Consider the following 13,756-nt stretch of genomic DNA (forward strand, 5'->3'; position numbering starts at 1 on the left):
GCGGGTGAACGCCGGACGGCATACCGATGTCCTCGTCGGGTAGTGCCCAACGGAACGCCGGCGACACACATGGAAGAGTCGGCCCTTCTCGAGGACTGGACCCCGCCCATGAGTGGAAACGCCACGCACCGCTTCAGCAACACCAGCATCCTGACGGTGCAGACGGCCGATGCCTCCCAGGTCGTCACCTCCGACGCCATCGACGAGCGGCTCGCCGACACCTACAAGCGGGTCGGGCTGCGCCCCGGCCTGCTCGAACGGCTGGCCGGCATCCACGAGCGCCGGTGGTGGGAGGACGGCGTCACCTTCACCGACGGCGCCGCCATGGCCGGCGCCAAGGCGATCAGCGAGAGCGGCGTCGACCCGGCCGGCATCGGCCTGATGATCAACACCTCGGTCAGCCGCCGGCACCTGGAGCCCTCGACGGCCGTCGCCGTCCACCACGCCCTCGGTCTCCCCCGCTCGGCGCAGAACTTCGACGTCACCAACGCCTGCCTCGGCTTCGTCAACGGCATGGAGCTGGCCGCGGCGATGATCGACTCCGGCATGATCGAGCACGCCGTGATCGTCAACGGCGAGGACGCCCAGACCGTGCAGGACCGCACCATCGACCGGCTCAACCAGCCCGACACCACCGCCCGGGACGTGATCGCCCAGTTCGCGACGCTGACCCTGGGCTCCGGCGCCGTCGCCATGGTCCTCGGCCGGTCCGACCAGCACCCGGAGGGACACCGGCTGGTCGGTTCGGTCAGCCGGGCCGGCACCGAGCACCACGACCTGTGCGTCGGTGACAACGACATGATGCGCACCGACCTCAAGGGCCTGCTGGAGGCCGGCCTGGACCTGTCGATGGACATGTGGGAGGAGGCCGCCACCGACTTCGACTGGCAGCGCGGCATGGACCGCTACGTGATCCACCAGGTGTCCAAGGTGCACACCGCCGCGATGTGCGAGCGCTTCGGCATCGACGAGTCCCGCGTGCCGAAGACCTTCCCGACGCGCGGCAACCTGGGGCCGGCCTCGGTGCCCTACACCCTGGCCAGCGCGCAGCACGAACTGGTCGACGGCGACCGGGTCCTGCTGATGGGCATCGGCTCGGGCCTCAACGCCTCCTGCCTCGAGATCGCCTGGTGAGCGTGCCGACCGACCTCCCCGCCGGCCTCCCCGGACTCGACCCCGCCTGGTCCCGCCGGATCACCGTGGCCGACGCCACCGGCACCAAGCACGAGTGGCACCTGCTGGACAACGGCGTCCCCGACCCGGTGGGCACGTTGCTCTGCGTGCACGGCAACCCCACCTGGTCCTACCTCTGGCGCCGGCTGGTCGCCGCCGCCCCGCCCGGGTGGCGGGTGATCGCCCCCGACCACCTGGGCATGGGCTTCTCGGAGCGGCTCCCCGGGCCCCGGCCGCTGGCGCAGCGGGTCGCCGACCTCGGTGACCTGACCGCCGCGCTGGGCGTCACCGGCCCGGTGATCACCGTCGGGCACGACTGGGGCGGGGTCCTCTCGCTGGGCTGGGCGCTGGCGCACCAGGAGCAGCTGCGCGGCGTCGTCCTGGGCAACACCGCCGTCGCCATGCCCGAGGGCGACCTCGGCCCGGCGCTGATCCGGCTGGCGCACGCCCCCGGGGTCCGGTCGGTGGCCACGGTGGGCACGCCGCTGTTCGTCCGGGCGACGACGGCGTTGTCCTCCCCGAAGCTGCCGGCCGACGTCCGGGACGCCTTCGCCGCGCCCTACCGGACGGCGGCCCGCCGGCGGTCCGTCGGGGACTTCGTCGCCGACATCCCGTTCTCCCCCGGCCACCCCTCCCGGGCCGCGCAGGAGGCGATCGCCGAGGGCATCCGCTCCCTCGACGTCCCGGCGCTGCTGCTCTGGGGCCCCCGCGACCCGGTCTTCGGCGAGCGCTACCTGGCCGACCTGCGCGAGCGGCTCCCCCACGCCCAGCTGCACCGCTACGAGGGCGCCTCGCACCTGGTGCCCGAGGACGCCCCGCAGTACGCCGACGCGGTCGCCCAGTGGGTCACCGACCTGTCGACCAGCCGCGCCACCACCGGCCGGCCGGGCGCAGCAGCCGCGCCGCAGCGGCACCTGGGGTCGGCGCTGGCCGCCCGGGCCGGCGACGACTCCCCCGCCGTGGTCGAGGTCGGGGGCGGCACGGTCAGCTGGGCACAGCTGCACCGCCGGGTCGAGCACCTGGCCGCCGGGCTGGCCGGCGCCGGCATCCGCCCCGGCCAGCGGGTCGCCCTGCTGGTCGAGCCGTCGGCCGACCTCACCGCCGCGGTCTACGCCGTCTGGCGGGCCGGTGGCGTGATCGTGGTGGCCGACAAGGGCCTGGGCCTGCGCGGCATGCGCCGCGCGCTGCGCAGCGCGGGGGTCGACGCGGTCATCGGCGGCGCCCCCGGCCTGGCGGCCGCCCGGGCCATGCGCCTGCCCGGCACCCGGATCGCCGCCGGCCGGCTGCCCGCCGGGGCGGCGCGCGCCCTGGGGGCCGCGCACACGCTCGACGAGCTGGAGCGAGTCGGCAGCACCGCGCCGCCGCCGGCGGAGACCGCGGGGGACGCCGACTGCGCTGTCCTCTTCACCTCCGGGGCGACCGGGCCAGCCAAGGGCGTCGTCTACACCCGGCGCCAGGCGCAGGCCCAGCTGGACCTGGTCGGTGCCACCTACGAGCTCTCCCCCGACGACCGGCTGGTCGCCGCCTTCGCGCCGTTCGCCCTGCTCGGTCCCGCGCTGGGCATCGGTTCGGCCGTGCCCGACGTCGACGTGACCGAGCCCGGCTCGCTCACCGCCGCCGCGCTGGCCGACGCCACGGCCGCGATCGGTGGCACCGTCGTCTTCGCCTCACCGGCCGCGCTGCGCCGGGTCGTCGCCACCGCCGGTGAGCTGACCGGGCCGCAGCGGACGGCGCTGGGCCGGGTGCGCCTGCTCATGTCGGCCGGGGCGCCGGTGCCGCTGCCGCTGCTCCGGGCGCTGCGTCAGGTGCTGCCCGCGGCCGCCGCGCACACCCCGTACGGGATGACCGAGGCGCTGCCGGTCACCGACGTCTGCGCGACCGAGATCGAGGCCGCCGGGCCCGGGAACGGGGTCTGCGTCGGCCGTCCGCTGCCCGGCGTCGAGGTGCGGGTCAGCCCCCTGTCGGCCACCGGGGCGGCCGACGGCGAGCTCACCGACACCGTCGGCACGACCGGCGAGATCGCCGTCCGGGCCGCCCACGTCAAGGACCGCTACGACGCGCTGTGGGCCACCGAGCGCGCCGCGTCCCGCGACCCGGGCTGGCACCGGACCGGCGACGTCGGGCACCTGGACGCCGAGGGCCGGCTGTGGATCGAGGGCCGGCTGCCGCACGCGGTCACCACCGCCGCCGGGGTGGTGACGCCGGTCGGCGTCGAGCAGCGGGTGGAGCTGCTGGAGACGGTGACCTCCGCCGCCGTGGTCGGTGTGGGGCCGGCCGGCGCCCAGGTCGTGGTGGTCGTCGTCGTCCCGGCCGACGGTGCGCGCCGCCGGGCCGGGTTCGAGCTCGCCGACCCCGCCCTGGCCGAGGCCGTCCGCGCGGCGGCCGGGACCGAGGTCGCCGCCGTCCTGGTCACCGGCCGGCTGCCGGTCGACATCCGGCACCAGTCGAAGATCGACCGGCGGGAGGTGGCCCGGCAGGCGACCCGCACGCTCGCCGGCGCGCGGGCGCGCACCCGATGAGGGTGCTGGTCACCGGGGCCAGCGGCATGCTCGGCCGGGCCATGGTGCAGGGCCTGCTGGACCGTGGCGAGGAGGTGACCGTGCTGCAGCGCCGGCCGGCCGGGCTGCCCTGCCGGGAGGTGCGCGGGGACGTCGCCGACCCGGCCGTGGTGGCCCGCGCGGTGGCCGGGCAGGACGCCGTGGTGCACCTGGCCGCCAAGGTCGACGTCACCGGCCGGTGGGCGGAGTACGCGCGGGCGAACATCGAGGGCACCCGCACCGTGGTCGACGCCTGCCGGCAGGCGGCGGTGGGCCGGCTGGTGCACGTCTCCTCGCCGTCGGTGGCGCACGGCGGCTCGGCCCTGGTCGGGGTGGGCGCGCAACCGGCCGACCCGGCGCGGGCCCGCGGCCACTACTCCCGCTCCAAGGCCGTCGCCGAGCAGCTGGCACTGGCCGCGGACGACGCCGCCCTCGCCGTCCTGGTCGTGCGTCCGCACCTGGTCTGGGGGCCTGGGGACACCCAGCTGGTCGAGCGGATCGTCGAGCGGGCCCGGGCCGGGCGGCTGCCGGTGATCGGCTCGGGTGCAGCGCTGATCGACACCACCTACGTGGACAACGCCGCCGACGCGCTGCTGGCCGCGGTCGACGCCTGCGGGCCGGTGCACGGGGAGGCGCTGGTGGTCTCCAACGGCGAGCCCCGGCCGGTCGCCGAGGTCCTCGACCGGTTGTGCCGCGCCGCCGGGGTGCCCGGGCCTCGGCGCCGGGTGCCCTTCGGAGCGGCGTGGGCCGCCGGGGGCCTGGTCGAGGCGTTCTGGACGGCGACGCAACGGCGGAGCACTCCCCCACTCACCCGGTTCCTCGCCGAGCAGCTGGCGACCGCGCACTGGTTCGACCAGCGCCGGACCCGCGAGGCGCTGCACTGGACCCCGCAGGTGTCGCTGGACGAGGGCTTCGCCCGGCTCACCCAGGCCTACGCGGCGACCTGAGCCGGGGATGCGGGCGGTGCAGCGCGACGGGGTGGGCGAGGACGCGGCCTTCGCGCGGTTCGTCGCCGAGCGCCGTCCGGGTCTGCTGCGCACCGCGCTGCTGCTGACCGGCGACCGCGCCACCGCCGAGGAGCTGGTGCAGCGGGCGCTCACCCGCACCCGGCGCGGCTGGCCCACGGGTGACCCGCTGACCACCGCCCGCCGGGCCCTGGTCACCGGCGCCACCAGCCGGGGCCGGCGCGCCGAACAGGTCATCGAGCAGCTGCCCGACCCGCTCGCGTCGGCGGTGGACGACGAGCTGGCCCGGGCGCTCCGCGACCTCCCCCCGCGCACCCGGGCCGCGACGGTGCTCCGCGTCGCCGAGGGCCTGGACGCGGCTGCGGCCGCCGCGCTGCTCGGCCGCCCGGTGGCGGAGGTCGAGGCGGCGGCCGCCGCGGGCGCCGCGCAGCTGCGGCCGGCCGCGCGTCCGGACCCCTTCCGGCGCGAGCAGCCGGCGACGGAGGACCAACGGCTGCGCGACGGGCTGGGCCGGCTGGCCGGGGCACCGGTCCGGTGGCGGCTGGACGCTGCGCAGGCCGTCGCCGACGTCGGGCACCGCCGGACCGGGCGGCGGCGACGGGTGCTCGCCGCAGCGGCGGTCGCCGCCGTCGTCCTCTTCGGTGCCGTCGGCGCGCTGACCCGGCCGGCGGCGGAGCCCCCCGCGGCGGCGACCCCGGCCACCCCCGCCGTGGACGCCGGGCCGTCGGTCCGCGCCGCCCCCGTGCTCACCGGCCCGACCCGCGGCTCCCTCGCCGACGACCCCGCGTTCCTCGCCGCCGTGCAGCAGGCCGACTGGGGTGGGCTGGTGGCGCCGCCGGCTGCCGACCGGACCGTCGTCTTCGCCGGGGACACGCCCTCCGGGCGGGCGGCGCTGGTCGTCGGCACGGTCGACGAGGACTTCCGCGGCACCTGGCTGATCGGGCCGGCCGGGGCCCCGGCAGAGGCGCTCGTGCCGCACCTGCCACCGGGACTGGCCCGCGGCCGGCCGGTCACCCTGCTGCTGGGCGGGCCGGGCCCGGCGTCGTTGGTGGTGGTCGCCGGACGGGGCGACACGATCGAGGTCTCCGACCGGCTGATGGTCGGCCCCCGCGGAACCGTCGCCCGCAGCTACACGGCGGTCGACGCCACCGACGGCGTGGCCGTCGTCCCGGCCACCACCACCGAGGACGGTCCGGCGCTGAGCGTCCGGGTCACCCGAGAGGGGCGGCTCGTGCACCGGTCGGCCGTCGACTGGCCGGGTGACCGGCCCGGTCGCACCACCCCGCTCCCGGTGCTCGTCCCGGTGCGCCCGGTCCTCCAGGAGCCCGACGCGCGGGTGGTCGCCGCCGCGCTGGTCGGGCTGGCGGTGCCGCTGGGGGTCGGGCCCGCCGGGCTGCAGCCGGAGCTGCTGTGGTCGGGCACCCTGCCGCTGAGCCGGGGCCCGGGCACCGTCGCCGTCGCCGTCGTCGTCGGCCGCAGCCCCGGCGGTGCGCTGGTCGTCACCACCTGGGCCGGGGGCGGCGGCGGGGTTCTCGCCTGCGGCACCGTCACCCCGGCCGGCAGCACCCCGGTGGCGTCCCTGACCGTGGCCCGGACGTGCACGGTCGACCTGCCGGGGCTCGAGCAGTCCGCTGACGGCAGCTGGCTGGTCGTCACCGCGCCACCGGAGGCGACCGCCGTCGAGGTGCTCGGCGCCACCGGCCGGACGCTGGCCCGGCTGCCGCTGGCCGGGGGCGGCACGGTCGTCCCCCTCCCGGAGGGGACCCGGGACGTGCGGACCCTGGACGCCGCCGGCCAACCGCTGAGGGAGGTCCCGGTGGCGCCGATGGCCGGTGAGCCGTTCGGCGACTTCGGGTCCGGGCCGCAGGGCTGAGCGGCTCACGCCGGCACCGACGGCGGTGTGCGTTCGACCTTCCCGCTCCGTAACGCGTCGCGACGACGACGGAAACACCGCGTACATAACTTCGCTCGGCAGTGGGCCGCCGTCCCGCCGCACCGCCGCCGTCGAAGGAGCACCCTGCGCATGAGCACCCCCGCACCTCGTCAGCTCGTCGTCGTCGGCGGCGGGATGGTCGCCCACCGGCTGGTCGAGGCGCTCGTCGACCGGGGTGGGGTGGCCGACGGCGGCTGGCAGGTGACCGTGCTCGCCGAGGAGCCGCGGGCCCCCTACGACCGGGTCGCCCTGACCTCGTACTTCTCCGGCCGGGACCCGCAGGACCTCGCGCTCGGCGACCCGGCGCTCTGGGACACCCCGGGCGTGCAGCTTCGCCGGGGCGAGCAGGTGACCGAGGTCGACCGCGCGGCCCGGGTGGTGCGGACCGCGGGCGGCCGGGAGCACGGCTACGACGCGCTCGTGCTGGCCACCGGGTCGTCACCGTTCGTCCCCCCGGTCGAGGGGAAGGACCTCCCGGGCTGCTTCGTCTACCGCACGATCGACGACGTCGCCGCACTGCGCCAGTACGTGACCGAGGTCGACACCCGGCGCAAGGACGGCGCCCACCCTCGCCCGGTCACCGGCGCCGTCGTCGGCGGTGGGCTGCTCGGGCTGGAGGCCGCCGGCGCGCTGACCGCCCTGGGCGTGCAGACCCACGTCGTCGAGTTCGCCCCCCGGCTGATGCCGCTGCAGGTCGACGAGGGCGGCGGCGAGGCGCTGCAGCGACTGGTCGGCGCGCTCGGCGTCCAGGTGCACGCGGGCACCGCGACGGCCAAGCTCACCGCCGGCCGCGACGGCCGGGTGGCCCGGATGCACGCCGCCGAGGGCTCGGCGGCGGGGCTGACCCACCTGGACGTCGACGTCGTCGTGTTCGCCGCGGGTGTGCGCCCGCGCGACGAGCTGGCCCGCGCGTCCGAGCTCCCGGTCGGCCCCCGTGGCGGCGTGGTCGTGGACCCCAGCTGCCGCACCGAGGACCCGGCCGTCTGGGCGATCGGCGAGGTGGCCTGCCTCGACGGGCGCACCTGGGGCCTGGTCGCCCCCGGGTACACGATGGCCGAGATCGTCGCCGACCAGCTGCTCGGCGGCGCCGCGGAGTTCCCCGGCGCGGACCTGTCCACCAAGCTGAAGCTGCTCGGGGTCGACGTCGCCAGCTTCGGCGATGCGTTCGGCACCTCCCCTGGCGCGCTGTCGGTCGTCTACGGCGACCCGGTCGCCGGGGTCTACAAGAAGCTGGTGCTCTCCGACGACGCGCGCACCCTGCTCGGCGGCATCCTCGTCGGGGACGCGAGCGCCTACGCCGGGCTGCGGCCCCTCGTCGGCCGGGAGCTCGGCGGTGACCCGGCCGCCTGGCTGCTGCCCGAGGGCGCCGAGGGCGGGCCCGCGTCGGCCGAGCTGCCCGACGACGCCGCGGTCTGCTCGTGCAACAACGTCACCGCCGGGTCGATCCGGGACGCCGTCCGCTGCGACGGGTGCGCCGACCTGGGCGCGGTGAAGGCGTGCACCAAGGCCGGCACGAGCTGCGGCTCCTGCCTGCCGCTGGTGAAGAAGCTGGTGACCACCGAGCTGGCCGCCGCCGGGGTGAGCGTCAGCTCGGCGCTGTGCGAGCACTTCGACGTCAGCCGGGCGCAGCTGTTCGACGTCGTCCGGGTCACCGGGATCACCAGCTTCAGCGAGCTGGTCGACCGGCACGGCCGCGGCCGCGGCTGCGACATCTGCAAGCCGGTCGTCGCCTCCATCCTGGCCAGCCTGGACTCCCGGCACGTGCTGGACGGCGAGCGGGCGACGCTGCAGGACACCAACGACCACGTGATGGCCAACATCCAGAAGGACGGCACCTACTCGGTGGTGCCGCGGATCCCCGGCGGCGAGGTGACGCCGGAGGGGCTGATCGCGATCGGCGAGGTGGCCCGCGACTTCGGGCTCTACACCAAGATCACCGGTGGTCAGCGGATCGACCTGTTCGGCGCCCGGATGGAGCTGCTGCCGGCGATCTGGGAGCGGCTGGTGGCGGCCGGCTTCGAGTCCGGGCACGCGTACGGCAAGTCGCTGCGCACGGTGAAGTCCTGCGTGGGCTCGACCTGGTGCCGGTACGGCGTGCAGGACTCGGTGGCCCTGGCGATCGCCCTGGAGCTGCGCTACCGCGGGCTGCGCTCTCCGCACAAGATCAAGCTCGGGGTGTCCGGCTGCGCGCGGGAGTGCGCCGAGGCCCGCGGCAAGGACGTCGGGGTCATCGCCACCGACAACGGCTGGAACCTCTACGTCGGCGGCAACGGCGGCTTCACCCCGCGGCACGCGAAGCTGCTGGCCGAGGACCTGGACACCGAGACGCTGGTGCGCACCATCGACCGCTTCCTCGTCTACTACGTGCGCACCGCCGACCGGCTGCAGCGCACCGCGCCGTGGCTGGAGGAGATCGAGGGCGGGCTGGACCACGTGCGCGCCGTCGTCCTGGAGGACAGCCTGGGCATCGCCGCCGACCTGGACGCGGCGATGGCCGACCACGTCGAGGGCTACACCGACGAGTGGCGCGCCACCCTGGAGGACCCGGAGAAGCTGCGCCGGTTCGCCTCCTTCGTGAACGCCCCCGACTCCCCCGACCCGTCGCTGTCCTACGTCGTGGAGCGGGGTCAGCCCCGGCCGAGCACCGCGGCGGAACGGACGGCCGGCGAGGCCACCGGCGCCGTCCTGGTGGCTGGCCCCCGACTGGAGGTGTTCTCCCGATGACCGCGACCCTGCCCCCCGAGACCACGGCACAGACCGGCTGGACGGCCGTCTGCCGGTACACCGATCTGCAGCCCGAGCGCGGGGTGGCCGCCCTGGTCGGTGACCAGCAGATCGCCGTGTTCCGGCTCTTCGACGGTTCGCTGCACGCCGTCGGACACCGCGACCCGGTGAGCGGTGCGCACGTGATCGCCCGGGGCCTCGTCGGCACCCGCGGCGACGCGCCGACGGTGGCCTCGCCGATGTACAAGCAGGTGTTCGACCTGCGCACCGGGGTCTGCCTGGACGCACCCGACGACTCGGCGGTGCGCCTGCCGGTCCACCCGGTGCGGCTGCGCGACGGCTGGGTGGAGATCGGCTCGGGCGGCTGAGCCGCGCCCTGCCCGGGACCGATGAGTCCAGCGCTGCTCGGCGGTCCTGTCTCCGGTAGAGCAGGCGACCGGGACGGGAGAAGAGCATGCGCAGAGTCGTGGCCCAGATGGCGGTGTCGCTCGACGGGTACTTCGAGGGCCCGGACGGCGACATCAGCTGGCACCGCGTCGACGAGGAGCTGCACGCCCACTTCAACGAGCAGCTCGCGACGATGGGCGCCTTCCTCTGCGGCCGGGTGACCTACCAGCTGATGGAGCAGTACTGGCCGGCCGCGGACCAGGACCCCACCAGCTCGCCCACCGAGGCGGAGTTCGCCGGCATCTGGCGGGAGATGCCCAAGGTGGTCTACTCGAGCAGCCTGACCGCCCCGGGTCCGAACGCCACCCTGGTGCGCGACGTCGTGCCCGACCAGGTGCGGGCACTGCAGGCGCAGCCCGGGGGCGACATGGTCCTGGGCGGGGCGCTGTTGGGCGCGGCCTTCCGGCAGCACGACCTCATCGACGAGTACCGGATCTACGTGAACCCGGTGCTGCTGGGGGCCGGGCGCCAGCTCTTCGGTCCTGGCGAGAAGCCCAGGGACCTGCGCCTGGTCGAGACCCGCACCTTCGGCAACGGCGTCGTCCTGCTGCGGCACGAACGGCCTCGCTGACCGCAGGCAGCGCGGGGTCGATCGGGCCGTAGGCTCCCCCGGTGCCAGAGCCGGTCCCCTCGCCGCGGACGCCGCGGGGCGGGGTACCGGCCGCCCGGCAGGCGCTGGCGCTGCTCCAGGCGCTGGCCCGCTCCCCCGGTGCCGTCCCGGCCGCCGCCCTGGCCCGCGACCTCGGGCTGCCGCGGTCGACGACGTACCACCTGCTCGCCGAACTGGTCGACGCCGGCTTCGTCGTCCACCTGCCCGAGGAACGCCGCTACGGGCTCGGCGTGAGCGCCTTCGAGATCGGCAGCGCCTACTCCCGTCAGGAGCCGCTGGCCCGGCTGGCCCGCCCGGTGCTGGCCCGGCTGGTCGACGCGGTCGGCCAGTCCGCGCACCTCGCGGTCCTGCACGGCCGGGAGGTGCTCTACGTGGTCGAGCAGCGTGCGCCGGGCCGGCCGCCGCTGGTGACCGACGTGGGCGTCCGGCTGCCGGCCCAGCTGACCGCCAGTGGCCGGGCGCTGCTGGCCGGTCTGCCGCCGGCTCAGGTGCGGGCACTGTTCCCCGACGCGACCGCCTTCGTCGACCGGCACGACCTGGGTCCCCGCCGGCTCTCGGAGCTGCGCCGGCTGCTGGGCGAGGTACGCCGGGCCGGGTACGCCGACGAGGACGGCGAGGTCACGCCGGGGTTCGCCTCGGTCGCCGCGGCGGTGCACGACCACGCCGGCCGGCCGGCGGCGGCGGTCGCGGTCACCTTCCCCACCGAGGACGTCGCCGCCCCGGGGCGGACGGAGCTGGCACAGCGGGTGGCCCGAGCGGCCGCCGAGCTGACCCGCCGGATCAGCGGCCGCCGCCCCGACTGAAACGTCTGGGATACCGGACAGCACCCGGCTCGCGGACCTGGATCCGTTGCCGCAGGCCAGGTCAGATGGACCCATGAGCACAGCGCTGGACACCCAGCAGGTCGTGGTCGGCAGCGGACCGGTCTCCTTCGACGACGTCGTCCGCGTCGCCCGGGACGGCTGTGGCGTGCGGCTGTCCGAGGAGGCGCTGGCCGGGATCGCCGCCACCCGGGCGGTCGTCGAGCGGCTGGCCGACGACGACCGCCCGCACTACGGCGTCTCCACCGGGTTCGGCGCACTGGCCACCCGGCACATCCCGGTCGCCCAGCGGGCCCAGCTGCAGCGCAGCCTGATCCGCTCGCACGCCGCCGGCTCCGGCCCGGAGGTGGAGCGCGAGGTGGTCCGGGCGCTGATGCTGCTGCGGCTGTCGACGCTGGCGACCGGGCGCACCGGCGTCCGTCCGGAGACGGCCCGCGGCTATGCGGCGATGCTGGACGCCGGGATCACCCCGACCGTGCACGAGTACGGCTCGCTGGGGTGCTCCGGTGACCTCGCGCCCCTGTCGTCGATCGCGCTGGCGCTGATGGGCGAAGGGACCGTCCGGGACGCCGCCGGGGTGCTGCGCCCGGCCGCCGAGGCGCTGGTCGACGCCGGACTCTCCCCGGTGCAGTTGGCGGAGAAGGAGGGCCTGGCGCTGGTCAACGGCACCGACGGGATGCTCGGCATGCTGGTGCTCGCGCTGGCCGACCTGCGCCGGCTGCTGAGCACCGCCGACGTCGCCGCGGCGATGAGCGTGGAGGCGCTGCTGGGCAGCGACGCGGTGTTCGCCGCCGACCTGCAGGGGCTGCGCCCGCACCCCGGGCAGGCCGACTCCGCGGCCAACCTGCGGGCATTGCTGGCCGGCAGCGGGGTGATGGCCAGCCACCGCGGCCCGGAGTGCACCCGCGTGCAGGACGCCTACTCACTGCGCTGCGCCCCGCAGGTGCACGGCGCGGCCCGGGACACCGCCGCGCACGCCGCCACGGTCGCCGAGCGGGAGCTGGCCGCGGCGATCGACAACCCGGTGGTGACGGTCGACGGACGGGTGGAGTCCAACGGCAACTTCCACGGCGCCCCGGTCGGCTACGTGCTGGACTTCCTGGCGATCGCTGTCGCCGACGTGGCCAGCATGAGCGAGCGGCGCACCGACCGGATGCTGGACGCCGCCCGCAGCAACGGGCTCCCGCCGTTCCTGGCCGCCGACGCCGGGGTCGACTCCGGCCACATGATCGCCCAGTACACCGCCGCCGGGATCGTCAGCGAGCTGAAGCGCCTCGCGGTGCCGGCCAGCGTCGACTCGATCCCCTCCTCGGCGATGCAGGAGGACCACGTGTCGATGGGCTGGCACGCCGCCCGCAAGCTGCGCCGGGCCCTGGACGGGCTGACCCGAGTGCTGGCCATCGAGGTGCTCACCGCGGCCCGGGCGCTGGACCTGCGCGCCCCGCTGCAGCCGGCCGCGGCCACCGGCGCTGTGCGGGACGCCCTCCGAGCCGCCGGGGTGCCCGGCCCGGGCCCGGACCGGCACCTCGCCCCAGAGATCGAGGTCGCCGTGCAGCTGCTCGCTGGCGGCGACGTGATCGACGCAACCGGCCTGCCGCTGCTCTGAGCCGGAAGCCGCTCGGTGATGAGAGAGGTCAGACCTCGTGATGACCGGGTGCTCTGCACGGCACCATCCGCTCTGAAGGCGGCCTATGGGACACCGTCGCCTGTCCCCCGTCGTTCACCCGGTGGTGGAGCACGTTTGATCACGACAGCCTTGATCCCTAGCGTTCCTGCCGTGTCGGCGGAAAGCACTAAGACTCGTTGGCCTGCATGGCTACTCTGGCTGCTGACGATCCAAGCCCTCGGGCAGATCGTGCTGGCTCTTGGCGACTCCTCCTGGTTCAGACTGCTTCTCGCGGGGGCATCCGTCGCTCTTGCTGCCTCGTACCTGTGGCTGCATATGCGCGAGCGACGCAACGGCCCAACCTCCAGCACGAGGCGGTGACTGTCCCTTAGTGGGCCGCTCAGGGACACCGCCCACAAGGTGGCCCACGGGATAGTCGCGCCTACCCCTCCGCGACTAGCGTCGTCCGTCGTGACCGACAGCCTGTGCCCTGACTGCGGGCACGTGTGGACGTATCACCCCGGAGTCTTGCTCTCGGTCACTCACTGCGTCGACTGCATCATCGAAGAGGACCACGGTGATCGGGACGACGCCGACATGTGCTCCCGCGTACCGCCCGACCTAGAGCACGTCCCGGTCGAAGACTCATTGGTCGCCCACTACAGGCGTCGGCGTTGGCGGGGCGACAGGGTGCTGGTCGAGGACCACACCGGCGGACGATGGGCCCTACTCCGCCCGCGAGCCGCCGGTCCCCACGAGGTTAATCGACTTCTGCAGGAGGTTCGCGCGGACTTGGCGACCATGCCGATAACTCAGTTCAGAGAGAAGTACCGACAGCTCATGGACTGACTGTCTCAAAGTGGGCCGCTCAGTCACACGTTGGCCACTGTCCGCGCTACATCGGAAGGGCGGACGTCGGCGACCCAGGTAATGGCGAGCC

General features: G+C 75.6%; 10 protein-coding genes. All 10 read left to right on the top strand.

What is annotated here, in order from left to right:
- The first annotated feature begins 108 nt into the window (after positions 1-108).
- Positions 109-1,134, top strand: coding sequence for a 3-oxoacyl-ACP synthase III (locus tag O2V61_RS18160; protein WP_269184672.1), 1,026 nt, complete (start codon positions 109-111; stop codon positions 1,132-1,134).
- Positions 1,131-3,692: an alpha/beta fold hydrolase gene (locus tag O2V61_RS18165; RefSeq protein WP_269184673.1), complete on the top strand. Its 2,562-nt coding sequence runs from the start codon at positions 1,131-1,133 to the stop codon at positions 3,690-3,692. The genes O2V61_RS18160 and O2V61_RS18165 overlap by 4 nt, the downstream gene beginning before the upstream one ends.
- Positions 3,689-4,657, top strand: coding sequence for an NAD-dependent epimerase/dehydratase family protein (locus tag O2V61_RS18170; protein WP_269184674.1), 969 nt, complete (start codon positions 3,689-3,691; stop codon positions 4,655-4,657). The genes O2V61_RS18165 and O2V61_RS18170 overlap by 4 nt, the downstream gene beginning before the upstream one ends.
- 16 nt (positions 4,658-4,673) lie before the next feature.
- Positions 4,674-6,548: a hypothetical protein gene (locus O2V61_RS18175; protein ID WP_269184675.1), complete on the top strand. Its 1,875-nt coding sequence runs from the start codon at positions 4,674-4,676 to the stop codon at positions 6,546-6,548.
- A gap of 150 nt (positions 6,549-6,698) precedes the next feature.
- Entirely contained in the window at positions 6,699-9,332 is a 2,634-nt protein-coding gene (nirB, locus tag O2V61_RS18180) for a nitrite reductase large subunit NirB (RefSeq protein ID WP_269184676.1), read from the top strand.
- Positions 9,329-9,700, top strand: a complete 372-nt coding sequence (gene nirD, locus O2V61_RS18185) for a nitrite reductase small subunit NirD (RefSeq protein ID WP_269184677.1) — start codon at positions 9,329-9,331, stop codon at positions 9,698-9,700. Before nirB ends, nirD begins: the two co-directional genes overlap by 4 nt.
- A gap of 86 nt (positions 9,701-9,786) precedes the next feature.
- Complete coding sequence (locus tag O2V61_RS18190) at positions 9,787-10,350, top strand: dihydrofolate reductase family protein (RefSeq protein WP_269184678.1); 564 nt, start codon at positions 9,787-9,789, stop codon at positions 10,348-10,350.
- 41 nt (positions 10,351-10,391) lie between these two features.
- Positions 10,392-11,192 (top strand): IclR family transcriptional regulator, encoded by an 801-nt coding sequence (locus tag O2V61_RS18195; RefSeq protein ID WP_269184679.1) that lies wholly within the window; start codon positions 10,392-10,394, stop codon positions 11,190-11,192.
- Positions 11,193-11,265: 73 nt separating this feature from the next.
- Positions 11,266-12,816: a histidine ammonia-lyase gene (hutH, locus tag O2V61_RS18200; RefSeq protein WP_269184680.1), complete on the top strand. Its 1,551-nt coding sequence runs from the start codon at positions 11,266-11,268 to the stop codon at positions 12,814-12,816.
- A 471-nt stretch (positions 12,817-13,287) separates the two neighbouring features.
- Positions 13,288-13,665 carry a hypothetical protein gene (locus O2V61_RS18205; RefSeq protein WP_269184681.1) on the top strand — a complete coding sequence of 126 codons (378 nt, stop codon included), beginning with the start codon at positions 13,288-13,290 and terminating at the stop codon, positions 13,663-13,665.
- Positions 13,666-13,756 lie beyond the last annotated feature (91 nt).

The sequence above is a fragment of the Modestobacter sp. VKM Ac-2985 genome, from assembly GCF_026967925.1.
Taxonomy (GTDB): Bacteria; Actinomycetota; Actinomycetes; order Mycobacteriales; family Geodermatophilaceae; genus Modestobacter.

Bases quoted from the DNA above. Each gene is read 5' to 3' on its own strand.
- O2V61_RS18160 (WP_269184672.1), top strand. From the start codon at position 109: ATGAGTGGAAACGCCACGCACCGCTTCAGCAACACCAGCATCCTGACG.
- O2V61_RS18170 (WP_269184674.1), top strand. From the start codon at position 3,689: ATGAGGGTGCTGGTCACCGGGGCCAGCGGCATGCTCGGCCGGGCCATG.
- nirB (WP_269184676.1), top strand. From the start codon at position 6,699: ATGAGCACCCCCGCACCTCGTCAGCTCGTCGTCGTCGGCGGCGGGATG.
- nirD (WP_269184677.1), top strand. From the start codon at position 9,329: ATGACCGCGACCCTGCCCCCCGAGACCACGGCACAGACCGGCTGGACG.
- O2V61_RS18190 (WP_269184678.1), top strand. From the start codon at position 9,787: ATGCGCAGAGTCGTGGCCCAGATGGCGGTGTCGCTCGACGGGTACTTC.
- hutH (WP_269184680.1), top strand. From the start codon at position 11,266: ATGAGCACAGCGCTGGACACCCAGCAGGTCGTGGTCGGCAGCGGACCG.